At 67.7% G+C, this 24,190-nt stretch carries 26 protein-coding genes; 9 read left to right on the top strand and 17 right to left on the bottom strand.

Features of this window, described 5'->3' with window-relative positions:
• Positions 1 to 9: 9 nt before the first annotated feature.
• Positions 10 to 1,095, top strand: coding sequence for an undecaprenyldiphospho-muramoylpentapeptide beta-N-acetylglucosaminyltransferase (gene murG, locus AC52GN_RS11940; RefSeq protein WP_496527216.1), 1,086 nt, complete (start codon positions 10 to 12; stop codon positions 1,093 to 1,095).
• A gap of 172 nt (positions 1,096 to 1,267) precedes the next feature.
• A complete protein-coding gene (locus AC52GN_RS11935; RefSeq protein WP_496527215.1) occupies positions 1,268 to 2,398 on the top strand; it encodes a mechanosensitive ion channel family protein in 1,131 nt (376 codons plus the stop codon).
• A gap of 1 nt (position 2,399) precedes the next feature.
• Here the strand turns inward: AC52GN_RS11935 and AC52GN_RS11930 are convergent, their stop codons facing one another.
• The 5 genes from AC52GN_RS11930 to AC52GN_RS11910 form a co-directional block, all read right to left on the bottom strand.
• Positions 2,400 to 3,530: a DUF2336 domain-containing protein gene (locus tag AC52GN_RS11930; RefSeq protein ID WP_496527214.1), complete on the bottom strand. Its 1,131-nt coding sequence runs from the start codon at positions 3,528 to 3,530 to the stop codon at positions 2,400 to 2,402.
• Positions 3,527 to 4,948: a hypothetical protein gene (locus AC52GN_RS11925; RefSeq protein WP_496527213.1), complete on the bottom strand. Its 1,422-nt coding sequence runs from the start codon at positions 4,946 to 4,948 to the stop codon at positions 3,527 to 3,529. The genes AC52GN_RS11930 and AC52GN_RS11925 overlap by 4 nt, the downstream gene beginning before the upstream one ends.
• 172 nt (positions 4,949 to 5,120) lie before the next feature.
• Entirely contained in the window at positions 5,121 to 6,149 is a 1,029-nt protein-coding gene (locus AC52GN_RS11920) for an ABC transporter substrate-binding protein (protein ID WP_496527212.1), read from the bottom strand.
• Between the two features lie 718 nt (positions 6,150 to 6,867).
• A complete protein-coding gene (locus AC52GN_RS11915; protein ID WP_343830885.1) occupies positions 6,868 to 8,409 on the bottom strand; it encodes a S10 family peptidase in 1,542 nt (513 codons plus the stop codon).
• A 187-nt stretch (positions 8,410 to 8,596) separates the two neighbouring features.
• On the bottom strand, positions 8,597 to 10,423 hold the full coding sequence (locus AC52GN_RS11910) for an ABC-F family ATP-binding cassette domain-containing protein (protein WP_496528807.1): 1,827 nt from the start codon (positions 10,421 to 10,423) through the stop codon (positions 8,597 to 8,599).
• Between the two features lie 171 nt (positions 10,424 to 10,594).
• On the opposite strand from AC52GN_RS11910, the gene AC52GN_RS11905 reads away from it, so the two are divergent.
• From AC52GN_RS11905 to AC52GN_RS11880, 6 genes are all read left to right on the top strand, one after another.
• Positions 10,595 to 11,104 carry a hypothetical protein gene (locus tag AC52GN_RS11905; RefSeq protein ID WP_496527211.1) on the top strand — a complete coding sequence of 170 codons (510 nt, stop codon included), beginning with the start codon at positions 10,595 to 10,597 and terminating at the stop codon, positions 11,102 to 11,104.
• A 47-nt stretch (positions 11,105 to 11,151) separates the two neighbouring features.
• Positions 11,152 to 11,742: a TetR/AcrR family transcriptional regulator gene (locus AC52GN_RS11900; protein ID WP_291777905.1), complete on the top strand. Its 591-nt coding sequence runs from the start codon at positions 11,152 to 11,154 to the stop codon at positions 11,740 to 11,742.
• Positions 11,739 to 12,077 (top strand): DMT family transporter, encoded by a 339-nt coding sequence (locus AC52GN_RS11895; RefSeq protein ID WP_496527210.1) that lies wholly within the window; start codon positions 11,739 to 11,741, stop codon positions 12,075 to 12,077. Before AC52GN_RS11900 ends, AC52GN_RS11895 begins: the two co-directional genes overlap by 4 nt.
• Positions 12,078 to 12,121: 44 nt before the next feature.
• Complete coding sequence (locus tag AC52GN_RS11890; RefSeq protein ID WP_496527209.1) at positions 12,122 to 12,607, top strand: YcgN family cysteine cluster protein; 486 nt, start codon at positions 12,122 to 12,124, stop codon at positions 12,605 to 12,607.
• Between the two features lie 66 nt (positions 12,608 to 12,673).
• Positions 12,674 to 15,082 carry a hybrid sensor histidine kinase/response regulator gene (locus AC52GN_RS11885; protein ID WP_496527208.1) on the top strand — a complete coding sequence of 803 codons (2,409 nt, stop codon included), beginning with the start codon at positions 12,674 to 12,676 and terminating at the stop codon, positions 15,080 to 15,082.
• Positions 15,083 to 15,468: 386 nt separating this feature from the next.
• Positions 15,469 to 16,854: a hypothetical protein gene (locus AC52GN_RS11880; RefSeq protein WP_496527207.1), complete on the top strand. Its 1,386-nt coding sequence runs from the start codon at positions 15,469 to 15,471 to the stop codon at positions 16,852 to 16,854.
• A gap of 563 nt (positions 16,855 to 17,417) precedes the next feature.
• On the opposite strand, the gene AC52GN_RS11875 is transcribed toward AC52GN_RS11880, so the two are convergent.
• The 9 genes from AC52GN_RS11875 to AC52GN_RS11835 all read right to left on the bottom strand — a co-directional run bounded on the left by AC52GN_RS11875 (position 17,418) and on the right by AC52GN_RS11835 (position 21,992).
• On the bottom strand, positions 17,418 to 17,603 hold the full coding sequence (locus AC52GN_RS11875) for a helix-turn-helix domain-containing protein (RefSeq protein ID WP_496527206.1): 186 nt from the start codon (positions 17,601 to 17,603) through the stop codon (positions 17,418 to 17,420).
• Positions 17,600 to 18,019, bottom strand: a complete 420-nt coding sequence (locus AC52GN_RS11870; protein ID WP_496527205.1) for a thermonuclease family protein — start codon at positions 18,017 to 18,019, stop codon at positions 17,600 to 17,602. Before AC52GN_RS11870 ends, AC52GN_RS11875 begins: the two co-directional genes overlap by 4 nt.
• Positions 18,016 to 18,261, bottom strand: a complete 246-nt coding sequence (locus tag AC52GN_RS11865; RefSeq protein ID WP_346532475.1) for a hypothetical protein — start codon at positions 18,259 to 18,261, stop codon at positions 18,016 to 18,018. The genes AC52GN_RS11870 and AC52GN_RS11865 overlap by 4 nt, the downstream gene beginning before the upstream one ends.
• Positions 18,258 to 18,803, bottom strand: coding sequence for an HD domain-containing protein (locus AC52GN_RS11860; RefSeq protein ID WP_496527204.1), 546 nt, complete (start codon positions 18,801 to 18,803; stop codon positions 18,258 to 18,260). The genes AC52GN_RS11865 and AC52GN_RS11860 overlap by 4 nt, the downstream gene beginning before the upstream one ends.
• A gap of 7 nt (positions 18,804 to 18,810) precedes the next feature.
• The gene (locus tag AC52GN_RS11855) at positions 18,811 to 19,488 is read right to left on the bottom strand and encodes a hypothetical protein (RefSeq protein ID WP_496527203.1); all 678 of its coding nucleotides are present in this window, start codon (positions 19,486 to 19,488) and stop codon (positions 18,811 to 18,813) included.
• Positions 19,488 to 20,324: a hypothetical protein gene (locus AC52GN_RS11850; protein ID WP_496527202.1), complete on the bottom strand. Its 837-nt coding sequence runs from the start codon at positions 20,322 to 20,324 to the stop codon at positions 19,488 to 19,490. Before AC52GN_RS11850 ends, AC52GN_RS11855 begins: the two co-directional genes overlap by 1 nt.
• Entirely contained in the window at positions 20,321 to 21,172 is an 852-nt protein-coding gene (locus AC52GN_RS11845) for a DNA cytosine methyltransferase (RefSeq protein WP_496527201.1), read from the bottom strand. Before AC52GN_RS11845 ends, AC52GN_RS11850 begins: the two co-directional genes overlap by 4 nt.
• Positions 21,169 to 21,399, bottom strand: a complete 231-nt coding sequence (locus tag AC52GN_RS11840; protein ID WP_496527200.1) for an XkdD/Y8K6 family phage-associated protein — start codon at positions 21,397 to 21,399, stop codon at positions 21,169 to 21,171. Before AC52GN_RS11840 ends, AC52GN_RS11845 begins: the two co-directional genes overlap by 4 nt.
• Before the next feature lie 260 nt (positions 21,400 to 21,659).
• Entirely contained in the window at positions 21,660 to 21,992 is a 333-nt protein-coding gene (locus tag AC52GN_RS11835) for a hypothetical protein (RefSeq protein ID WP_496527199.1), read from the bottom strand.
• Between the two features lie 184 nt (positions 21,993 to 22,176).
• Between AC52GN_RS11835 and AC52GN_RS11830 the strand changes: the two genes are divergently transcribed.
• The gene (locus tag AC52GN_RS11830) at positions 22,177 to 22,626 is read left to right on the top strand and encodes a hypothetical protein (RefSeq protein ID WP_496527198.1); all 450 of its coding nucleotides are present in this window, start codon (positions 22,177 to 22,179) and stop codon (positions 22,624 to 22,626) included.
• A gap of 94 nt (positions 22,627 to 22,720) precedes the next feature.
• On the opposite strand, the gene AC52GN_RS11825 is transcribed toward AC52GN_RS11830, so the two are convergent.
• Genes AC52GN_RS11825 through AC52GN_RS11815 form a run of 3 tightly spaced genes read right to left on the bottom strand, consistent with a single transcriptional unit; the run spans position 22,721 to position 24,187 of the window.
• Positions 22,721 to 23,107, bottom strand: coding sequence for a DUF7831 domain-containing protein (locus tag AC52GN_RS11825; protein WP_496527197.1), 387 nt, complete (start codon positions 23,105 to 23,107; stop codon positions 22,721 to 22,723).
• Positions 23,100 to 23,474, bottom strand: coding sequence for an HNH endonuclease (locus AC52GN_RS11820; RefSeq protein WP_496527196.1), 375 nt, complete (start codon positions 23,472 to 23,474; stop codon positions 23,100 to 23,102). Before AC52GN_RS11820 ends, AC52GN_RS11825 begins: the two co-directional genes overlap by 8 nt.
• Positions 23,474 to 24,187: an exonuclease domain-containing protein gene (locus AC52GN_RS11815; RefSeq protein WP_496527195.1), complete on the bottom strand. Its 714-nt coding sequence runs from the start codon at positions 24,185 to 24,187 to the stop codon at positions 23,474 to 23,476. Before AC52GN_RS11815 ends, AC52GN_RS11820 begins: the two co-directional genes overlap by 1 nt.
• Positions 24,188 to 24,190 lie beyond the last annotated feature (3 nt).

Raw genomic sequence — 24,190 nt, 5'->3', positions numbered from 1 at the left:
GTACCGCCCATGACCAAGGTCTGCGTCGTCGCCGCCGGGGGCACCGGCGGCCATATGTTCCCCGCCGAGGCCCTGGCCCGCGAGATGACGGCGCGCGGCTGGCGCGTGGTGCTGGCGACCGACAAGCGCGGCGAGCAGTACGCCCACGCCTTCCCCGCCGAAGAGCGTCTGGCGCTGGACGCGGCGACCGGGCGCGGTCCGATCGGCCTGCTGAAGGCGGGCGTCGCCATCCTGAAAGGCGTGGGGCAGGCCAAGGCCGCCTTCGACAGGCTGGGGGCGGACGTGGTGGTCGGGTTCGGCGGCTATCCGTCGGCGCCCGCCCTGGTCGCGGCGGTGGCGACGCGGCGGCCGACGGTGATCCATGAGCAGAACGCCGTCCTGGGCCGCACCAACCGGATGCTGGCCTCGACCGTCGGCACGGTGGCGGCGGCCTTTCCGACGCTGTGGCGGGCGCCGGCCAGGGTCGGCGCCCGCGCGCGCCTCGTGGGCAATCCGGTGCGGCCGGACATCCGCGCCCTGTTCGACCGGGCCTATGTCGCGCCGGTCGAGGATGGGCCGATCCATGTGCTGGTGACGGGCGGCAGTCAGGGCGCGCGCATCCTGTCCGAGACCGCCCCGCGCGCCCTGGCGGCCCTGCCCGAAGGCATCCGCAACCGGCTGAAGGTGCAGCAGCAGTCGCGGCCCGAGACGCTGGAGGCCGCGCGCCAGATCTATCTGGACGCCGGGATCGAGGCCGAGGTCGCGCCCTTCTTCCGCGACATGGCCGACCGGCTGTCGAAGGCGCATCTGGTGATCGGGCGGGCGGGGGCCTCGACCTGTTCGGAACTGGCCGTGGCGGCCCTGCCGTCGGTGCTGATTCCGCTGAAGATCGCCATGGACGACCACCAGACCCTGAACGCGCGGGCCCTGTCCGAGGCGGGCGCGGCGAAGGTGATCGCCGAGGACGATCTGACCGTCCAGAGCCTGACGGCGGCCCTGGGAGAGATGCTGTCCGATCCGTCGGGGCTGGCGGCCATGTCGGCGGCGGCGCGCTCGGTGGCGATCCCGGATGCGGCGCAAAGGCTGGCCGATCTGGTGGAGGCGGCGGCCCGATAAGACCCTTCTCCCCGCCGGGGGAGAAGGTGGGCGGCGAAGCCGCTCGGATGAGGGGGACGCTTCCCTCATCCGGACGGGTTGATGCGGGGGTGCGTCATTTGGCGTCCCCCTCATCCGTCTCGCTGCGCGAGCCACCTTCTCCCCCGGCGGGGAGAAGGGCTATGGTCGAGCCATGCCCCAGTTCGTCGTCGATCTGACCAACACCGTCTTTGCGCTCTGGCGTCAGTTCCACTGGCTGCCGGAATGGGCCGTGGTGTCGATCATCACCGTGGTCTTCGTCTTCATCGGCTGGGCGGCCAATCAGGTGGTGTTCGCCCTGCTGAAACTGGCGGTGCGCAACCGCGACGAATTCTGGAAGGGGATGCTGAAGCGCGCCCGGCTGAAGGTGCGGATCGCGGTGATGATCATCGCCCTGGCCCTGGCCGTGACCGTGTCGCCGCTGGATCCCGAGCCGTCGCTGTTCATCCGGCGCACCCTGCTGTTCGGCTTCATCCTGGTGTGCGGCTGGATGCTGGCGGGAGCGGTGGACGCGGGGGCGGTGGTTCACCTCAAGAAGTTCAACATGGAGGCGGAGGACAACCTCTACGCCCGCAAGCACGTCACCCAGACGCGCATCCTGCAGCGGGTGGCCGCCATCCTGATCGGCCTGATCACCCTGGGGCTGGCGCTGTTGACCATTCCCGGCGTCAAGCAGTGGGGCCTGTCGCTGCTGGCCTCGGCCGGGGTGGTCGGCATCGTCGCCGGTCTGGCGCTGCAGCCCTTCCTGACCAATCTGATCGCGGGCATCCAGATCGCCACCTCCCAGCCGATCCGGCTGGACGACGCCGTCATCGTCGAGGGCGAATGGGGCCGGGTCGAGGAGATCACCTCGACCTATGTGGTGGTCAAGCTGTGGGATTGGCGGCGCATGGTCCTGCCGCTGACCTACTTCATCCAGAAGCCGTTCCAGAACTGGACCCGCGAGGATTCGCGGCTGATCGGCGTGTCCTTCCTCTATGTGGATTACGAGGCGCCCATAGACCGGCTGCGGGTCAAGCTGGAGCAGATCGCCCACGCCTCGCCGCACTGGGACGGCGACGTGGTGGCCTTGCAGGTCACGGACGTCACCGAGCGGACGGCCCAGGTCCGCTGCCTGACCAGCGCGCGCAACGCCTCGGTCGCCTTCGACCTGCGAGCCGAGGTGCGCGAGAAGATGCTGGCCTTCATGCGGGACGAATGCCCCGAGGCCCTGCCGCGCGACCGGATGGATTTCGACCGCGAGCGCCGCCGTCCGGCGCCGCGCCCGACCGGCTACGACGAGTAGATCAGGCCGCCTGCATCGCCTTGCGGGCGCGCCAGAAGCGCAGGGTCCGCAGGGCCGCCTCGCGCGTCAGTTCGTTGTACATCCCGGCGTAGGCCCGGGCCTTGCCCATGGCGTTGTCGTCGGTGTTCAGCAGCACCACGGCGTAGGTCAGGAACAGGGCGCGATCCAGGTCCGCCGCCTTGCAGATGACGGCCAGGGCGTCCAACTCGCGCCGCTCGATGATTTGGCGGGCGGTGTGAAAGTCGACGTCGGCCAGTTGCGACAGGGCGATCAGGAAGGCGGTCTGGCCGCCCGAGCGCAGGAAGCGGGCCAGCACCTGGGGCGTCAGCTGACCGGCGGCGCGCAGTTCCTCGACATAGGCCAGGCTCTCGGCGTAGTCGGCGGGCAGGGCGCCGTCCTCGGCGGCGACGCGGGTGCGGCCGGCGGCCAGGGCGCTTTCCAGCAGGGCCGGGTCCAGGCGGGCGTTCTGCTCCAGGATGCGCTGACGCAGCCGGGCCTCGACGTCGAAATAGAGGTCGTTCAGCAGATCGGGCGGCAGGCTGGCGCGCTCGACCGTGACGGCGTGCAGAGCCGGGTTGGCGCGGGCGCGCTCGACGGCGGTCTCGGAGGCGGCGCGCGACAGGCTGGCGCCTTCGTTGCCGAGCAGGACGCCCAGGGTCTCGTCGTCGCCGCGTTCGACGATGGCGTCGGACACGGCCTCGGACACGGCGGCGCGGCGGCTGACGGCGCGCATATGGCCCTGGCCGCGCGAGCGCACCACGCCGATCAGATCGGCCTCGGTCAGCACCGGCGAGGCGCTGAGAACGGGGGCGGCGACGGTCTCGGCCTCATCATTGGCCAGGCGGCGGATCAGCTGATGCGGGGCGTCCGGCGCCTCGGCGAACCGCTCGGCCAGCTCGGCGCGCACGGCCGTCTCCATGGCGTCGGTCAGGTCGGACAGGACGGCGCCGTAGAGGGCGGTCTCGGACTCCGTGCGCTCGGCGGCACCGAAGAAGCAGTCGGTCAGCTCACGCAGCAGGGCGCGGCGCTTGGGGCTGGACGCTTCCTGCGCCAGGGCGATCAGGTCGGGCAGGCGCGAGCCGGTCTCGGCCGGGGCGGCGGCGACGGGAGAGGAGGCGGCGCCGTCGCTCATGGGAGCATCGGCCCGTCGGTCACGGGATCGTCGGCCATGGGGGCCGCGCGCAGGCGGCCCTGGGCGTCGCGCATGACGGCGGGCGCTTCGGGCGGCTGGGCGAGGTCGTCCGAGGCGATCGGTTGATCCAGCTCGACCGGCAGGGCGTCCAGGTAGTTGGGCGCGGGCAGAGGCGTGGCGTCCGGCTGACGGCCCGCCTGGCGGTGGACCGAATAGTAGCGGGCGCCGCTTTGGGCCGGGGCGTCATCCGACACGGGCTGAGGCGCAGGTTGGGGCGCGGGTTGCGCCGCGGGCGCCGCGTTCGGAGCGGGAGGCGCAGGAGCGGGAGCAGGCGTCGGGGCGGCCGGTTGGGGCGTGTTCCGCTGCAGTTGGAAGATCGGCGCGTCGCGTCGAGGGGCCATCGGATCGAAGGCCGGGTCAGCCGGGACAGGCGCCGGCATGGGTTGCGGCGCCGGCTGGACGGGTGGTTGAACCGGAGGTTGAACGGGCGGCACCGGTTCGAGAATCGGCGCGGGCTGCCGGACCGGCTCTGGCGCGGGCTGGGGGGCCGGTTGGAGCGCGGGCGCAGGCGCGACAGCGCGCGGGGCGGGCTGGACCGGCGCGGGCGGCGTCGGCATCGGCCGCACGGGTTCGGGCATCGGCGCGGGCGTCGGCTCAGGGGCGGGCGTGCGCTGGACCGGCGGCGCGGGTTGCGGCTCCGGCTGGGGTTGCGGGCGCGTCCAGGGGGCGTGGCTGGGCGCTGGGGCGCGCTCCATCGGCTGAGGCTGAGGCCGGGCCTCGGGCATGTGGGGCGCAGGGGCGTAGTCCGTCGGCGGCGGCGCGACGGGTTGCGGTTGAGCCGAGAGGGGCTGACGCGCCCAGGGCGCGGGTTGATGGGTCGGCTGATACGGCGCCGGGGGCATGTAGGCAGGCGCGGGGGGCTCGCCCGGGGGCGCGACATAGGGGCCCCAGGTCGCATCGGGATGGCTGGTCACCGGGCGGAAGTCCGGCGCGGGCGTCAGGGCGTTGGCTGAGGGCGGCGGGGCCGGGATCGGCGGCGGCGCGCCCCAGGTCTGGGCGGGCGTCAGCTGGCGGCTGTAGCCGGGCGCTCCGGCGCGCCAGGGATAGCCGCCATGCGGGATGACAGGCGGGCGCGCGACCGATGACGGGGCGTAAGAACGGACGACGGGCGCCGCCGCATAGGCCGCCTCCGGCGGCGGGGCGAAGCTGTCGGCGGCGGCGGTCGGATAGGCGGGGGCGGACTGGACGGACGGGTGGTTCTGGGCGCGGCCAGGCCAGGACAGGGGGCGTCCATAGGCGGCCGACGGATAGGGCGATTGGACGGTCTGGGAGGCGTCTTGCGGGACGCCCTGCGCCCAGGCGGCCGTGGCCGCGCCGAGCGCGGGCAGAAGGGCGGCTATGGTCAGGGGGCGGGGCACCGGCGCCTCGTGAAAGGTGAAGAGGTTCAGCCGATCAGCCTAGACGGCGCGGCTTAATCCTCGCCTAACGCCGGGCGGTCTTAGGGCGAAATCGGTTCACATGCGATCGCGCATGAACCCGGATAATCGCTCAAGGGATTGATCTGGACCGATAATGGTCTCGGGCGAATGCCTAGCCGCGCGAGGGCAGGTACTGGCTGGTGAAGGCCTCGCGCCAGTCCGGGACGGACGAATAGGCGCTCTGGGTCTGTTCGGCGAAGGCCTGCCAGCGTTCGGGCGTCATGGCCCCCAGGCCGTAGAGCGCCGCATCGCCGCCGTCGACCATGGCCTGGGCGCGCAGGGCCGTACGCGCGGCGTCCAGAACCCGTTGGGGCAGGTCGGGATTGGCGCGGCGGATCAGGGCGTCGCCCCTGGCCCCGTCGCCGTGAACGTAGTCGCGCCAGCCCTCGACCGAGGCGGCGATGAAGTCGCGCAGGGCCTGGCCGTTGTCGCGGGCGAAGGCGTTGGGCGCCAGCACCAGGCCGGAGTAGGAGGGGTAGCCGTCCTCGGCCGGGATCAGGACCAGGGGTTGGAAGCCGACCTCGCGCGCGATCGCCTCGGGCGCGCCGTCGGTCAGCCGCGCGATCAGGACGCTCTCGCGATCCTCGCGGAAGGCCTTCAGATTGTCCTCGGCCGCGCCGACGCGGGCCTGGTCGGACGCCAGGTCGAAGCGGGCGCGCAGCCATAGCCAGAAACTGTCCTGGTCGCCGGGCTCCATCAGGATGCGGCGACCGCGCAGGACGGTCAGATCCTCCAGCTCCTGGTCCGGATGGGCCAGCAGGACGACGGGATCTTTCTGCAGGAAGGCGGCCACGGCCTTGACCGGCGCCCGGTCGGCGACCAGCCGCAGGGGCAGGAAGCTGTCGCGCCCGACGGCCAGTTCGACCGCGCTGGCGGCCAGAAGGGCGGGGATGTCGGCGCCCGACGGCCCGCTCAGGATCTCGACGTTGAGGCCGCGCCGTTCATAGGCCCCGGTCGCGACGGCTTGATAGAAGCCGCCGTGCAGGGCGCCCGCCGGACCGCCCGCGGCCACCCGCAGGCGCACCCGCCCGGCCTCGTCTGTCTGGGCCGGAGTGCGGCCACACGCGGTCAGGACGCCCAGGGCGGTCAGGCCGAGGGCGCCGGCCATCAGGCCGCGTCGGTGCAGGCGGGGGCGAGTCATCACGTCTAGGGTGTAGGGGGGCGGGCCGCGCTTGGAAAGGCGGCGGGCGTCGCCGGGACCGATTCCGACCCGGAAATCGAGCACCTCACCCCGCAAGGCCGGCGCCGGGATTGAGCGAGGGGACGTAACCCTTGAACCAGACCGTCGCCGGTCGGATCGCGGATCGCGTCCCCTCGCCAAGTCCGGGTTGGACTTGGCCGCTATCGGGTCGGAACTCGGCCTCAGCGTCGACGGGCGAACCCGGCGTCGTTCGGCAACCCTTCCGTCGGCTCCTGGTCTTCGGCGTTCCGCAAGGCGAACCTCGCGCCGTCCGTCAATCCCGGCCTGGTTCTCCGTGATCCCTGCGCCGAAGCGCTAGAGGATCGGGAGCCTGGGCCCTGCGTCGGTGTTTCCGCGTCCTCCGAAGAGGCTTGGAACCCTGGGTCAGAGAGCCGGACCGGTCCGCTTGATCTCCGGGTCTCCCCGGATTTCCGCGCCGCCGTGTCCCTCGGCCTGTTGACGTTCCCGCGAAATCCGTTATTGGGCAAGCGCCCAAATCAGAGCGTCTGTGCGGAATTCTCCCGGACCCGGTGGGCAAGTCTGTGGATATCTGTGGGCGGACGAAATTCGCGAAGGCGGATCAGCGCCTTGTGTTGTCCACAGCAAAAAGGGGCCGCCGTGAGGCAGCCCCTGGATAGGCGACCGCCACCCGCTCGCAGGAGCGGATGGCGGCGGATCATCAGCGATTGCGGATGAAGGTGCGGATGTCGTTGGACAGCTTCTTCAGGTCGTCGTCGCGGACGTACATCATGTGGCCGGCGTGGTAGTAGTGCCACTCGATGCGGCCGTCGGTCGGGAAGCCCGGACGGTTCAGCGAATATTCGGCGCCGAAGAAGGGCGTGGCGAAGTCGTAGTAGCCCTGACCGACCCAGACGCGCAGGCCGCTGTTCTCACGCAGGGCGCGGCCGATATAGGGGGCCACGTTCAGATACTCTGCGCCGCCGCGCCCGGCGGACGGGAGGTTCCAGTCCCAGTTCCGGGTGCCGCCGATCGAGGAATAGACCACGTCGGGCGAATATTTCAGGCCCTCGCGCGACCAGGCGTTCATGGCGGCGGTATAGGCGCCGTCGATGCCGTAGAAGCTGGGATCGTTGTCCGGGCGGTCGCCGGCGTTGTCGTAGTCGACGCCGGTGTAGCGGGTGTCCAGGCGGCCGATGGTCAGGCCGCGATCCCGCAGCAGCTCCTTGTAGAAGCGGCTGGGCGACAGGCGCAGGTTGGCGTTGCTCAGATAGGTCTGCGACACGCCGGTGTAGCGCGACAACTGCTGCAGGATGGTCGCCCGCTCGTCGGCCGTCAGGTCGTTGCCCTTCAACAGAGCCGTGGCGTAGGGGCCGATGGCCCAGGCGCGGGCCTCGGCGACGAACTCCTCGACCGTGGCGGGCTTGTTGGGGACCTTGTCGTGATACCAGGCCGTTGCGGCCATGGAGGGCAGGTTGGTGACGTAGCCCAACTCATTGCCCTGGGAGTCGGCGGCCAGGCTGAAGTCGAGGATCGACGAGATCAGCAGGATGCCGTTGATGGCGACGTCGGTGTATGTGCCTTCCAGCTCATTGATGACGGCGGCCGAGCGGGTGGTGCCGTAGCTTTCGCCGCCGATGAATTTCGGCGCGTTCCAGCGGCCGTGCTCGTTCAGCCACAGGCGGATGAACTCGGCCATGGACTTGGCGTCCTTGGTCACGCCCCAATAGTCGGCCGGGTCCTTGTCGCCCAGGGCGCGGCTGAAGCCGGTGCCGATCGGGTCGATGAAGACGATGTCGGTGACGTCCAGCAGGGAGTCGACGTTGTCGATGATCGGATAGGGGGCGGCGCCGTCGTCCTTGGCGTCCGAAGGCACGACCACGCGCTTGGGTCCGAAGGCGCCCATGTGCAGCCACAGGGAGCCTGAGCCGGGGCCGCCGTTCCACAGGAAGGTGACGGGACGGTTGGGGTCCGTCGGGCCTTCCTTGATGTAGCTGTAGGAGACCATGGCCGCGAGCGGCTTGCCTTCCTTGTCCTTCAGATAGGTCTCGCCGGCGATGGCGCGGTAGGCGATGCGCTGACCGCCGAAGACGCCGGTGTGGCGGGTCTCGGACATGACGGGCGGCGGAATGGCGGCTTCGGTGCGGTTCGCGGCGGCGTCGGCGCGCGGCGCGCCTTGAGGCCCGCTCTGGCCCCCGCTTTGCGCCATGGCCGGCCCGGCCAGGGCCAGCGCCGAAGCGGCGACGACAAGCAGTCTCTTCATGGATAAACCCCCAGTTGGTCTACGCGGCTCCCCCTCGAGAGCCGGGCGCGCGAACGACGCCGCCCAGCTTGAGATGAGGCGGCAAGCCGGGCCGAATGTAAACCGTGGGTTCCGGCCTAATCGCAGGAGAGTTGGCTGGACGCGGAGCAATTCCGCGAAGAATGTCCGGATAGGGCGAGGGCTGCCTCTAGCCCGCCAGGGCGGCTTTCTTTTCTTCCAGCTCCAGCCAGTCCAGTTCGGCGGCCTCCAGCTCGGCGCGGGCCTTTTCGGCGGCCTTCATGGCGCGGTCGAAGGCGGCGGGGTCGCGCGAATAGAGGTCGGGATCGGCCAGGAGGGCGTCCTGTCGGGCGATCTCGACCGGCAGGGTCTCCATCAGTTTCTCGACCTCCTCCAGACGGCGGGCGTCCTTGTAGGAGAGCTTGGCCTGTTTCTTGGGGGCGCGGTCGGAAGGCTCCGCCTTCTCGACCCGACGCGCCGCTGAGGGGGCGGCGTCAGCGTGGGTCGGGGGCGGGGCGAGGAAGCCGGGGTTCTGGCGCAGGAAGTCCTGCCAGCCGCCGGGGGTCTCGACCACGTCGCCGCGACCGTTCAGGGCGATGGTCGAGGTGGCCAGGCGGTCGACGAAATCGCGGTCGTGCGACACCAGGATCAGGGTGCCGTCGTAGGATTCGAGCAGTTCCTCCAGCTTCTCCAGCGTGTCCATGTCGAGGTCGTTGGTCGGCTCGTCGAGGATCAGCATATTGGCGGGCTGGGCCAGCGCCCGCGCCAGCAGCAGCCGGTTGCGCTCGCCGCCCGACAGGGTGGAGATGGGCTGTTTCAGCTGGGCTTCCTGGAACAGGAAGTCCTTGGCGTAGGCGGCGACGTGCATGGAGCGGCCGCGCACCAGGATGGAGTCGCCGCCGCCCGGCGTCAGGGCGTCCCACAGGGTCATGTCCGACTTCAGCCCCTCGCGCGACTGGTCGAGGTAGAGGGGTTCGAGGTTGGCGCCCATGCGGACCGTGCCTTCGTCCGGCGCCAGTTCGCCCAGCAGCACCTTGACCAGGGTGGTCTTGCCCGCGCCGTTGGGGCCGACGATGGCCAGCCGGTCGCCGCGGATGATGCGGGTGGTCAGGTTCCTGAAGATGGTCCGGTCGCCGAACGCCTTGCTGACGCCCTTGATGTCGGCGACCAGCTTGCCCGAGACGGCGCCGGAATCGACGCCCAGGTTCAGCTCGCGCGGCAGGTCCTTGACCCGTTCGGCGCGGTCCAGACGCATCTGCCGCAGGGCGCGGGCGCGACCCTCGTTGCGGGTGCGCTGGGCGGTGATGGAGCGGTAGAAGGTGTAGGTCTCGGCCTCGATGCGCTTGGTCAGGCGGCGCAGGGATTCGGCCTCTTCGTCCATGACCTTGGCGGCCCAGTCGTCGAACTCGACGAAGCCCTTGTTCAATGTGCGGACCTTGCGGCCTTCCAGCCAGTGGACGGTGTCGGTGACGCGGTTCAGGAAGGCGCGGTCGTGGCTGACCACCAGCAAGGCGAAACGGGCCTGGATCAGCTCGTTCTCCAGCAGTTCGATGGCCAGGATGTCGAGGTGGTTGGTCGGCTCGTCCAGCAGCAGCAGGTCGGGCTCTTCGGCGAAGGCCTTGGCGAGGGCGGCGCGGCGGATCTCGCCGCCCGACAGGCCCTGGGTGGACTTGTTGGGGTCGAGGCCGAAGGTCTCCAGCCAGCTTTCGGCGGTCCAGCGCTCGGCCTCGCCCGAGGCGGCGTAGTCGGCCAGGGTCTCGCCGGTGATGACGGGCTCCTGCGGGACATAGGCGAAGCGGGTGCCGGCCTGGACCGAGCGGTCGCCCGAGTCCGGCTCGATCAGGCCCATGACCACCTTCATCAGGGTGGATTTGCCCACCCCGTTGCGGCCGACCAGGGCGGCGCGGCTGCGCGGCTCCATCGCCATGTCGACGCCGTCGAACAGCGGGCGGGGGCCGTCCTGGAGACGGACATCTTTGAGAGCGACGAGGGGGGTCTGGCGGCCATGGGGGCGCATATAGCGACTGACCGTCGCTTCGGCCATCGGCGTTGACGCTTCCCTGACGGCGGGCTGTAGTCGAGGGCGATGACGACGGAGGGTGGAATGGATCTGAGCGCCTCGGCGTGAGATAGTCGCGCCGCGAGGAAGGGGCCGGGCCGGGGCTGGTACGCCTTGGCGGCGTTGCCCATGATCTGCGGGTTCGCGGCCATGGGCGCGGTGCTGTTCACGCAACTGTCGAAGCTGGATGACGGGCTGGAGCAGATCGTCGTGCCGGGCGCGCGCGAACTGCGGCTGGAGCCGGGCCGGCACACGGTCTTTCTGGAGTACCGCAGCGTCGTCGACGGCCGGGTCTATGCGGTCGATCAAGTGCCCGGTCTGGCCATTCATGTCGAGGCGGCTGACGGCGCGCCGGTGGCGGTGAGCGCGCCCATGGGAAGCTCCACCTATTCAATGGGCGGGCGTCAGGGCGAGGCCATCAATGTGTTCAGCGTCGAACGGGCCGGAACCTACAGGATCTCGGCCGACTATGACGGGCAGGTCGGGCCGCAGACGGTGATCGCCGTGGGACAGGGCTTCATGGGGCAGTTGTTCGCCACGGTCTTCCTGGGGCTGGGGGCTGTCTTCCTGGGCATGATCCTGACGGTGGCGACTGTGGTCGGGGTCTATCTGGCGCGGCGGAGAGCGAGACAGGCCTGAGCAAGTCTCGGCTTGACGCATACCGTCCAGTTGGTATGTAAAGCGTCATGGACACGCAGACCTTCCGCCGCACGCCCGAAGACACCCGCCGCCAGATCATCGAGGCGGCCATCGAACTGGCCGCCGAAGAGGGGGCGATGGCGGTGACGCTGGACGCCGTGGTGGCGCGGCTGCCGTTCAGCAAGGGCGCCTTGCTGCATCACTTTCCGAACAAGCTGGCCCTGCTGGAAGGGGTGATCGACTATCTCGCCACCGAGATGGCGGCCGCGGTGCTGGCCGAGGCGGCGCGCGACCCCAATCCCTATGGCCGCAACGCCCGGGCCTATCTGCGGGCGGTCGTCAATGAGCCGGCCACGGAGCGGGACGTCAGCATCGGTCGGGCGGCCCTGGCCGCCTGCGCCATAGAGCCGAGCCTGATCCCGCGTTGGCGTGCGGCGATGAAGACCCTGGCCGCCGATGACCCGGAAGACCTGGCAGGCAAGGACGACGCCCTGATGCTGCGGCTGATCGCCGACGGCCTGTGGATGACCGACCTGTTCGGCACCCATGAGGTGTCGCCGGAGCAGAGGAAGGCTCTGCTGTCGCTGCTGACGCCGGGCAGCCTGTTGACGGACGCCTATGGAGGAGCGGCCGCGTGAACCCGACCACCTGGCTGGCCCTGCTGGGCGCGATCGGCTTCGAGGTGATGGGGACGACCCTGTTGCAGCAGTCGCAGCAGTTCACCAGGCCCTGGCCCACGGCGGGGCTGGCGGTGTGCTACGGGATCGCCTTCTATTTGCTGACCCTGGCGCTGAAGCAGATGCCGGTGGGGTTGGCCTACGCCATCTGGAGCGGGCTGGGGGTGGTGCTGATCTCGGTGATCGGCCTGTTCCTGTTCAAGCAGAAGCTGGACCCGCCCGCGATCATCGGCCTGGCGCTGATCATCGGCGGGGTGGTGGTGATCAACGTCTTCTCCAAGAGCGTGACGCACTAGGCAGAGGGCGACAGATGCGCCCTGGAGGGGTATAGGGCGCGGCCATGAAATCCACGCCTGCCAAGCCGTTCTGGGAAACCAAGACGCTCGCCGAGATGTCTCCGGCCGAGTGGGAGAGCCTGTGCGACGGCTGCGGCCTGTGCTGCGTCATCCGTTTCGAGGATGAGGACACCGGCCAGATCATTCCGACGCACGTCCACTGCAAGCTGTTCGACCCGGACCGCTGCACCTGCACCGATTACGCCCAGCGCCAGGCCGAGGTGCCGGATTGCGTGCAACTGACCCCGGACAATATCGAACGGCTGAAGTGGATGCCCCTGTCGTGCGCCTATCGCCGTTTGCACGAGGGACGGCCGCTGGCCTGGTGGCATCCGCTGGTGTCGGGCGACCCGGAGACGGTGCACACGGCGGGGGTGTCGGTGCGCCGCCAGACGGTGTGCGAGACGGCGCTGAGGGAAGCCGAGGACGCTCTCGATTTCGAGGCGCCGGAGTGGATGGCCGAGCGGGGAACGCAGCCCCGGCCGGCCTGATCGGGTCCGCTAACGAATATTTCGGGGTTAGGCGCGACAAGGAACAACCGAGCGGGGGAACGCGAGTTGTCATTCACCAAGAGCATAGAGGCGTTGGAAGGCCCCGGCGGGCCGTTTCAGCGCCTGGTGGATTTCGCCGCGACCCTGTTCGATTGCCGGGCGGCGGTGGTGACCCTGCTGACCGAGCGGGATGCGGTCATCCGCTCGAGCGCGGGCGTGTGCATGCAGCGCATTCCGCAGGAGGACAGTCTGGCGCCCATCCTGACGGCGATGGGGCCGGGGGCCACGCTGGTGTCGATCGATCCACAGGGCGACCCGCGTCTGAAGAACCACGCCCTCGTCCGCAAGACGCCGCATCTGAGGTTCGTCGTGGTCGCGACCCTGTGCCATCCGGCCGGGCGGCCGGTCGGCGCCTTCAGCATCCTGGACGACCGGGAGCGGCCGGAGCCGACCTCGAAGCAGATGGAGCAGCTGGCCAGTCTGGTGGGCATGGCCGAGGACATCATCGCCGGTCTGGACGCCGCGCGCATCCGGGACGAGCGTCTGGAGACGCTGCGCCTGGTCGAGCAGATGTCGGGCGTCGGCCACTGGCGGCTGGAACGGAAGCGGCGGGTGATGGAATGGTCCGATGAGGTCTATCGCATTCACGGCGTCGAACGCGGCCGGTTCGTCACGGATCTGGACCAGACGCTGGCCTTCTATGGGGAAGAGGACAAGACGCGGCTGGGCGAGCTGATCGAGACGGCCCTGACCGAGGGCCGTCCCTATATGGCCAAGCTGACCCTGATCCGGGCCGACGGCGAGGAGCGGCGTGTTCTGACCCACGCCGAGACCGAGCGCGGAGAGGACGGCCAGGTCTCGGCCATCTTCGGCGTCTTCCAGGACGTAACCGACCAGGAGAAGGTGCTGGAGCGGGCGCGCCGCGACGAGGGGCGTTATCGCCTGCTGGCCGAGAACGTCGGCGACGTCATCACCCGCGTGAAGATGGACGGGTCGAGCAAATACATCTCGCCCGCGATCAAGCAGCTTCTAGGCTGGACCCTGGAAGAGATGAGCGGCCAGTCGACCGACTATGTGCACCCTGAGGACAAGCACCTGGTCCTCAAGGCCATCGGGGAGGCGGTGAAGACCGGAACGCCCACCCGCCTGGAGCATCGCGCGGTGCACCGGGACGGCCATACGGTCTGGGTGGAATGCACCTTCAAGGCTCTGAAGGACGAGCACGGCCACGTGGACGACGTGGTGGTGGTGATCCGCGACATGACCCAGCGCAAGCTGCTGGAGGACGAGGTCATCGAGGCCAAGGAGCGCGCCGAGAAGGCGGCCCGGGCCAAGAGCGAATTCCTGGCCAATATGAGCCATGAGCTGCGGACGCCGCTGACCAGCGTCATCGGCTTTTCGGGTCTGCTGCACGGTTCGGAGCACCTGCCGCCGGAAGAGCGCATCTATGTCGAGCGCATCGCCACGGCGTCGGAGGCCCTGCTGGGCGTCATCAACGACATCCTCGACTATTCCAAGCTGGAAGCCGACGCCATCGAGATGGACCCCGAGCCGTTCGACACGCGGGCCCTGGTGGACGGCGCCGCCGCCATCATTGAGAGCCAGTGCTCGCTAAAGGGGTTGATCCTGCGCGTCGTGGTCGCCGCCGACACGCCCGAGCGGCTGACCGGCGACAAGGGGCGGCTGAGGCAGGTGATCCTCAACTTCCTGTCCAATGCGGTGAAGTTCACGGCCCGCGGCGAGGTGACGCTGGAACTGGGCGGCCGGTTGGACGAGAACGGCCAATGGCGGATGCGGGCGGCGGTCCGCGACACCGGCATCGGCATTCCGGCCGAGAAGATCGAGGAGCTGTTCCACCGCTTCACCCAGGCCGACGCCTCGACGACGCGGGTCTATGGCGGGACGGGGCTGGGGCTGGCCATCTCGCGCCGTCTGGTCGAGCTGATGGGCGGAGAGATCGGCGTCGACAGCACGCCGGGCCAGGGCTCGACCTTCTGGTTCGAGGCGCCGTTGGCCGTGGCCGCCGCCGGTGACCAGGTGATCGAGACACGTCAGGGACGAGCGGCCGAGCAAACGATCCGGGGCCGGGTGCTGATGGCTGACGACGCGGCGGCCAACCGCGAACTGGTCAGCGCCATCCTGCGGAATCTGGGGCTGGAGATCGACACGGTCGCCGACGGCGCGGAGGCGGTCCATGCGGTCCAGTCGGGCGCCTATGACCTGGTGCTGATGGACGTGCATATGCCGGTCATGGACGGGCTGAAGGCGACCCGCGAAATTCGCCGGATGCAGGCGGGGAGCGGGCGCCGGACGCCGATTCTGGCCCTGACCGCCAACGTCCAGGCCGAGCAGGTTACGCGCTGCCTGGAGGCGGGCATGGACGGCCATCTGGCCAAACCCATCCAGATCGCGGAGCTGGCCGCGGCCCTGACCCGGTGGCTGTCGGGCGGCGATCCGGCGGCGATGGCGGTCTAGGCGTCGGCCATTGCGTCGCGGCTATCGCAGCCGAGGGCGCGGATCCCTGTGATTTCCCGGCTTTGGGTGGTTCTGGAGGCTGTTCGCCAGCCTGAGGACGCTGGTCCGCTATGGTTCGGTCATGGCGGGAAAAGGGGACGAGGCGGAGCGGGCGGCGGCGGTCGCGCAGTGGCTGGACGGGGCGCTGGGGCGGCTGATGCAGCTGACCGATGAGGCGATCGCCGTGGTGGCCGCCGCAGAGCCTCCGGCCGACGTGGCCGAGGCCGAGAAGCGGGGGCGCGCCATCGGCGTGCTGGCCCGCACGGCCAAGGCGGTGGCCGCGCTGGCGGCGGCGTCTCCTCGCAGGACCCGCGATCCCGAAGAGGACGCAATGAGCGAAGACGATCGTGAACTCAGCGACGATGAAGAACGGGCAGTGCGGGCAGAGCTCGAGTCTCGTCTCGATCATCTTCTCGGGGTCGCCGAGCGCAAGGGATTTGGCGCAGCAGCGGCTGAAACGGGCGACGCGCGAGGAGCTGCTGCGGCTGCTGGGCTTGACGGCGGGAGCCGCAGCAAGGGCCGCCGCGCCTTCGCCGGTGAGGATTGCCAGCGTCGCCACCCGCATGTTCGACTGGGACGCAGTGTTTCTCGCATTGCAGGAATACAAGCTGCTAAAGGCCTGGAGCAATCTTCGGCTGGACCGGCAACGCCTGATCGACTTTTGTACTGGCAGCGACGCTTGGTACACGTTGTTCATTCCCCAAGCAGAGCTGGCCATTAACCGCTTTGCCGATGTCACCAAGCAGCAGGACATTCTGGTCCAACTGCTGACCGAATATACTGACCGCTTCTATCGAGCCCTGAAAGCCGGGTATGAAGGGCAGTTTTATGACGTCGCCTACATGACCGACGATCACGGCTCGATGCTCAAGCTCTATCAGTTCGAAATCGACGCCACTGACGATGGCCGGCGCCTGAGGGGCCCCAACGGCGCCAAAGACGAGTTCCTCCTCGCCGCCACCGCCCAGACCCACCGGGATCGACCGTTGCGGTCTGCGGATCTGCCGCTGAAGGGGCTTGTCCACGACGCCGACGGCCATCGCATGAGCCCGTCCTTCGGCTACGGGCGAGGCGGCAAGGTCTATCGCTATTACGTCTCGGCGCCGCTGCAGCAGGGCGGCAAGCTTGATCGCCGCGATGGCGCTTTGCGCCGGGTGCGGGCGGAGGCTTTGCACGAGGTCGTGGAGGCGGCGCTGGTTTCTCGCCATAGTCATGGGAGCGAACTGCCTCTGGCGGCGCGCCTGGCGCCGGTGACGCGTATTGATCTTTTAGCCGAAGAGGTCCGGATCACATTTCGGGCCGATCGCCTTCTCCCTGCCGCCCGCAGGGGGCTGGAGCCGGTGACCGGCGACGCCGCCGCTCTGGCGCTTGTCCTACCGGTGCGGTGCCAGGCGCGGGGCGGGCGGGTCGAGCAGGTTGGGCCCGATGGCCGTCCGCTGGTTCATCGCCATCGGCGGGATCCGGTTCTCATCAAAGGGCTGCGTCGGGCGCACCAGTTGGCCTGTGGGCTCGGCTGGAATGCGAGCGATGGCGCCCTGCGTCAGGTCGATGTCGCCGCACCTGCCAGCGCCTATGACCGGAAGCTGGTCCGGCTAGCCTTTCTGGCCCCCGATCTGCAGCGCGCCATTCTGGAGGGGCGTCAGGCTCCAGGCCTGACCCTCAGCCGCCTACTGGATGAACCGATCTCACCGGACTGGGATCGTCAGCGGCGGATGTTCGGGGCAGCTGCTTAGCCGCGCCAATCCATCATTGGCGACGGGAAGATTACTATCCGTTACTATGAAATTATCGTCGCTCTGCGGGATGTTTATCGCCTCTCAAGCGGTCGATATCGTTTTTCAGGCCCTGTTCTGCACATTTGAGCGCCCTGTTGTGCGGGACTTAGTTCCCTGTTCTTGGCTGGTGAATTCCCTGTTTCGAGGCGCAGGGATTGAGCGCCATCCTCGCGAAACGCTCTGAAACATCGAAGGAAATAGGGCCTCGCGGCCTCTTTCGGCCGGTCTTTCGAAAAAGACGAAACAGGGAAATCGCCAAACTCCACCACCTCCGGACCTGCCAGAGACTGGAGGCCCGAAGGCCCTCGAAAACGGGTGCATAAGGCTAGAAACCAGGGCGAACCACGGCGGTTTGGCGAGGAATAAGATGGAGATTACGGAGGGTTGGCCCTCAGCCCCGCAGCTAGAGACAAGCTATGCGGGGTGTGTGGCGGACAGAGAGACCGTCTAAACCACCCCAGAAACACTGGATTTCCGGGGCGATCTAGAGGTTCTCCCTAACTTTCTCCCTACCCGCAAACTCAGGCCGCGCGCGGCGTTTCCTCGAAAAGGCGCTCTAGCGACTTCTTGGGGATAAGTGTCCGGGTGCCGAGTTTCACCACGTCGACGCGCCGTTTTTTGATGAGGGTGTAGAGGGTCGATCGACCGATGCCGGTGGCGTCGCAAGCCTCCTTGATCGTGTACGCGATCTTGAAGTCGTCGTTCACTGCCACATCCCCCTTCCTCTCTCTCGGGCTTGGTTCTCTTGCTGGCGGTAGGGGTCGCCGTAGTTGGTTTCGGAGATGGCCAGGCCCTCACGGACGAGGATGGCGCCCAGGTCGCGGCCGTTGACCGTGCAGGTGGCCACAATGCGCTGATAGCGGTCGCGGGACTGGACGGTGCAGCGGGCGCCGTTGGCTGCGAGCTGACGGGCTCGCGTGGTCGCTGCCGGTCCGCTGGCCTTAGCCTTGGGAGAGCAGGCCCAGACGTTCGGCCGCTGGCGGCACCGGGTGAAGGGCGAGATCTCCCCGGCGTCGATGCCGGCCAGCCGAACGCGGTGTCGTTCTCCGTCAGCCGTATGGCACCGGCCGCTGTCTCCGTCGCTCATGGCCAGGGTGGCGCAGATCAGGACGATGGGGGTCATGCTGGCCCTCCGAATGCCGGGGTGATGGCGACGCGCGACAGGCGCCAGCCGCGGCGATAGGCCCGTTGCCAGACCTTCGAGGCGGACATTCCGTCATGCGCATCGTATCGCCATGAGGCGACGAAGTTGTGCATGGCCGACTCGCGGGTGAATGACACGCTGTCGATGGCCGGTGCGCCAGGGCAGCCAAACCCGCGATCCTCGGGGTAGAGGACAGCCCAGCCGAACGATGTTGCCGTCATTCCCCCTCTCCCTGTTTGGCGCGAAGGATGGCGTTGACATATCGAAGCCAAACGAAATTTGGGACGTAGGGCTTGAGCGCAGCCGTGAATGCTTCGTCCTCGCGAAGGTAACGCGCAGCGTGTTCGGAACCGGGTTCCGCCGCCTCGATGTTGGCTATCCGATCGGCCACCTTCACGACCGCCGCGCCACCGTCCTTCACCACCTTGGCGTAAATAGACGCCATGCGCTCGTCGCGAGTTCCGTCCTCGGCTGTGACTGCCCACACCATGTCAGCGACGCGCTGCCCGAAAGTCGAGGCGATCTCCGCCCTGGTGATGGAGGTGTCCTCGATTACATCGTGCAGATAAGCAGCATCCAGCATAGCGCCCTGGAAGCCCCATGAAGCGACCACGCTAGCCACTGCGTCGAGATGACGGATATAGGGCTGGTCGCCATATTGCTGATCGCCGTGCGCGACGAAGGCGAAGCTTCTGGCCGCTGAGGCTATCGACGCAGCCCCACCCTCGACAGGTATGGAGCCGCTTGCGGCGGAATGAACCATGCTATTCTCACCCACGTTCGGCCTCCTTGCTGAGGAAGGTTCGGAACTTCTCGGGGCTGATGCACACGGCGCCATTATCAACGCCGTTGCGGTCCCTCGTGATCGTCACCGCTGCATTGATCGCTGCGAAAATCTGGCCGTCCGTCAGATGCTTTAGCCCCACCGCCTCAGCCAGCTTGCGCTCAGCCTCTGCCTTATCCGCCTTGAGCGTTGAGACGAGAAGGTCAGCGGTGGTGCGGTGTTCGGAGAGTTCGCGCTCTGCTTCTGTGGCTCGGTTGTCCGCATTGATAGAGGCGATCTCCCAATGACGAGATCGGTCGGTCGCTCGGTTATGAAGAGACCTTACGTGATCCAGTTCACCCCGCAGCGCCGCGTTCTCTGCGATGAGGGCGGTAATGGCCCGAGACGCCTCTTCGCGCTCTTGGTCTGCGTCCTTCCAGCGTAGAGACACATTCATCAGTCTGTCCGCCAGTTCCGCATGATCGCCGGAGCCGGATGCGAGGGCGGTGAGAACCAGGCCGGCGCTTTCATCGCGCTCGGCGTCGTCGGCATCAATCACACCACAGGCCTCGTCACGTTCCTTCAGGAACGCCGCCACCTTCTCGCGCGGGGTGAGGGGGTGGGTCGGCTCACAGTCGCACATGACGTGAGACTGGAATCCGCGCTTGCACTTCGTTTCAGCCATCACGCACCGCCCTTCTGTTCGACTTGCAGGGCGGAAATGGTTCGGCTGACCAACTCTTGCACGTCGATGCGCTTGATGGTCACGCCGCTATAGGTGCGCATGCCGGTAAACGCAGCTTCCAGCTTCGCCCGCAGCGCGTCGGGGGCGGGGTGGGTGCTATATTTCCTTCCGGCCTGGTAAATCAGTTCCGCAAGCTGGGACGCGTTGTGGAGGCCATCGTCACCGCAATCTGCATGTCGGTCGATGATGTTGGCTATGTCGTTCGGTTTAAGTTCAAACGGCGTCCAATCGTCCTCGCGGGCTTGCGGCTGGGCGCGGAGGGCTTCGATCAGGCGCTTTATGGCGTCGGGATTTGCTGCGGAGATGAAGGCTGCGTTGGCTTTCACCTCTCTGGCAGTGACGAGTTGATTGTCTTCGTCCGGCCAATCGCACGCCGCGATCCACTTCCAATCGTAGACGGGCGCTTCTGGGTTCGCGACGATGGTCAAGCAGTGATCCATCGGGTCTTCAACGCTCCATGATCCCGCTGACGCCGCATCAGCCAGCTTCCAAAGCGCAGACCATTCATCCTCCCCCGCCTCTGCCGGGGCTTCCTCGCGGGTGGCGAGGGCGGCTAGACGGCGATGCACCGCGCGCATGACCTCCCAGCCAGTCGTGCCCAAGTCGACGGGGCCACGCTCCATCCGCGCAATATCGGCGTCCATTGTCGCTGCTTCGACGTGATCGGTGACGGTCGCGCGAACTTCCCTGATCGCCTCAAGCATCACCGATTGGATTTGCTCGTTCGTCAGGTCCGGCGTCGGCTCAACCGGCACGGTAACGCGAGGGGTGGTCATGCGGCTGACCTTTCGATCTGAGTGTGAGGAATGGCGTCCACCTGGGCGATGCGCTCTCCGATCCAGCGCATGACAGGGACGGCCATGGAGTTGCCGAGGGCCTTGTAGCGGGGCGTGTCGGAGGACAGCTTCCCTCGATACGGAACCAGCGTGTAATCGTCGGGGAAACCGAAGCAGCGCTCGATTTCCAGTGGGGTCATATGGCGCGGAGACGAGCCCTCAACGACGTATGTTTCTCGGTCGTCGAGAGAACCCGGCCCACGTCTAGTGATACAAACCGACACGTCCTGCGAACGTCCCGGGACAGGACGCCCCTCAAGGCTCGCTCGCTCAAAAAGTATCGCTGCGGCACGTTGCGCTGTAGGGCCGCCAACAAGGATGACGCGCGGGCGTTTCTGGGGGACGCCGAAGAACTCAGCGTCCAGCACTCGCCAGGCGAACCCATACCCGAGCTCGACCATCGCCCCGAGGATGGAGCCAAAGTCCCGCCCTCTGTGCGAGGACAAAACGCCGGGCACGTTCTCCCAGACCAGCCATCGGGGGCGAAGTCGGTCAGCCAGCCTAAAATACTGGAGCGCGAGGTTGCCGCGTTCATCACCCAAGCCGCCTCGGAGTCCTCCGATGGAAAACGACTGGCAAGGTGTTCCTCCGACCAGAAGGTCGATTGGCTCGTATTCATCGGCGTGGATCGTCGTGAAGTCGCCATGCAACGGCACCTCCGGGTAGTGGTGGGAGAGGACCGTGCGCGGAAACGCCTCGATTTCGGACAGGAAGGAGGCGCGCCAGCCGAGCGGATGCCAGGCGACGGACGCGGCTTCGATCCCGGAACAGACAGAGCCGAAAATCATGATGCGCCCCCGTCCTGCTCACCACGGGCGCGGGCGATGGCGGCGTCAAAGGCGTCGCTGGCATGGCGGACGCGCGACAGGTTCTCGGCGCTGGGGGCCAGCTTGTGTGCCTTGCGGGCGGCCTGGAGTTCAGCGCCAGCCTCCAGCAGATCAGGCGCGGCGGCGAAGATTGCCGACACGGGATGGTGAACATCAACGAACGCCAAGCATTCGTCGTCCTGATCCATAATGCGGCCGTCAAAGAAGTGGCTGTTCGCGCCATTTTCGATCTCGCAGCGTATGCTTCACCCCGCTCATGCCTCACCCCCACGGCGGGAGGCTTGGCGGAGGGCGGAAAGGAACGCGGTAGTTTCCACGCCAAGCGTCGTGTCGTAGACAGCGGCGCTATCCTTCATGCGGACTAGTCGCCGCTCTTCTTGGTGCCTCTCCAGCAGATCAGCAGCCGCCTCCAGCACCTCTGCCGGGCTCTTGGTTGATTCAGGCATGGTCATTGCGTGACCTCCGCAGCAGGAGCGGAAGCCGGACGGCCGTGCACGTCGACCTCATAGACCGGGGCGCAGCAGCCCTTCGCCTTCACCTTGTCGGGGTAGCGGCCGTTGGGATGAACGACAATGTCGTCCAGGCGCACCGGGCAGGCGAGGTAGCGTTCTGCGTTGATGAACTGGAGCGTGTGAACGGGCGACGGCGAGAAGTAGAGCGCCCCTTCTGCGCACTCGGGCTCGGGCTTGAACACCGGAACAGAGGGCGTCGTGCCGGGAGTGTAGTCACCGCCACGGCCTGACTTGTAGTTGGCGTCGACACCCTTGAAGAGGGTCGCCACGCCGTTCGAAACCTCAACGCCATGGAAGGCGCACCAATCAGCCGCGCTGGCAGGATTGGGTTGGACGACAGGCGCCACTCCCACCACGTCGCAGGCTGGGCCGCATTGGGCCACGATGACGGTTGGTGCAGCGTTGACATGGACGTGGGCCGTCCAGGTCTGGACGAAGGCGTAGCCCCACGCCGTGACCGTGGAGGAGTCGTACGCCCTGACCGTGGAGGAGTCGTACGCCCTGACCGTGGAGGAGCCGTACGCCGTGACCGTGGAGGAGCCGGACGCCCTGACCGTGGAGGAGCCGTACGCCGTGACCGTGGAGGAGCCGTACGCCGTGACCGTGGAGGAGCCGGACGCCCTGACCGTGGAGGAGCCGTACGCCGTGACCGTGGAGGAGTCGTACGCCCTGACCGTGGAGGAGTCGTACGCCCTGACCGTGGAGGAGCCGTACGCCGTGACCGTGGAGGAGCCGGACGCCCTGACCGTGGAGGAGCCGGACGCCCTGACCGTGGAGGAGCCGTACGCCGTGACCGTGGAGGAGCCGTACGCCGTGACCGTGGAGGAGCCGGACGCAATCGAAACGTCCAGGCTGGCGCCGAGCGCTACGATCAGCGCCAGGCCCTCAGCCTTTTCGAGATAGAGGCTCAGCGAGCCTTTGACGATCTTGATTTCGCCGGAGGGGTTTTCTTTGACGGCCTTGTTGAGCTGGGCCTGTGTCTTGACTTCAATCATGATCAGGCCTCCCCGGCCGATTTGAGTTCGTTGGTGCGTTGTTGGAGATGCGCCCAGGTGGTGGGGCTTCTGCGTTCGAGATCCGCGAGGCCGGAGCCGATGCCGTCGAGCGGGAAGACGACAGTTCGACCGGCGCGTAGGGCGGCGAAGAGCGGCGCCATGTCTGCGTCGATGACAGCGCACTGGCGGGCTGCGTCGTCCTCCGCCCAGAAGACGCCCGGAGCCTTGAGCGTGGCGACGCCGATAGCATTCGGTTCGTCGCGCATCTCAGCAGCCTGACCGCCTCGGCCCCAACGCTCTTCGTTGTCGCCGAAGACGTAGAGGATGGAGGGGTTGGCCCGCAGGTCCGCGCGGTAGATGCGGTGCTGAAGGATCAGGCGGTCAGCCATGGTCGTGGGACTCCTGGGGCTGGGGGCGGGCGACGGCGAACTTCCTCGACGGCCAGCGGGTTTTGGATTTCGGCCAGATGCCGAGGTGCTTCGCCCGCATCCGGGCGGTCTTCGATTTGACCGCCACGTCCTGAGCCGTCTTCTCGCGGTGCTTGTCGCGAAGGGCCGGGGCGAGGTTGCTCTCACGGTTCTCGCCGCCGTTGATCAGGGCGATGACGTGGTCACAGTCCCAGGGCTCTCCGGCTCCGATCTTGCGGCCAGAGATGTGGCAGCGGCCGCCGTGGGCCTCGAACACTCGGGCCCTGACGCGGGCGGGGATGGGGCTGTCGTCGGTCTTGCCGATCCATTCGTCGACGGTGCGAGACATCAGGCGCGCCTCCGCTCAAGTTCGCGGCGGGCGTTCCACTTGAGGTCTTCCTCCATCGTCGCCTGAGCGAGCATCCAGTTCAGGAATCCCGCCTCGACGTCAGCCCACTTCTGGCCGCGGAATTTGCCGATCGGGCAGGTGGGCAGCAGGCGCGGCTCTTTCGTCCACGCGACCATGTCCTTGCCGGTGGCGCCGGCCGCGAGGAGGGCCTTGAGAATGTGCGCCGTGACATAGGCGTCGGGTCCGGCCCGGTGCGGCGGCATGGCCGTCTCGTGGTCGAGCGACAGCAAGCCCTGATCCTCCAGCCAGTAGCGGAGGACGCCGTTTGAATGGCCTGGCGCATCAGGCCAGACCCGCAGGGCGGCTTTCAGGGTGCAGATGGCCAGGGCGCCATACTGACCAAGGAAACGGTCCTCGAAATCCAGATTGTGGGCCACGACAGCCGACAGAACCGGGTCGCCGTCGAACAGTCGGCTTCGGGTCTCGGCGAAGGCCGGGAGGCCGGCCACTTCGTCCGCTCGGATATGATGGACTGCCCGCGTTTCAGGCGGGACCGACTGAACGCCGCACAACCAAGACACCGGCTTGCCAACGGTCCATGAGGACGGGTCTTCACCCTGGCCGATTAGGTCGCAATACCCGACCTCGATCACCTCGGCCGCTGGCGGCTCCATGCCCGTCGTTTCGAAATCGATGACGCGAAGAACGACCATGCC

This window comes from Brevundimonas sp. SS2672 (assembly GCF_059579685.1).
Note: the sequence above shows the minus strand (reverse complement) of the source record. Positions and strands in the feature narration are given on the sequence as shown.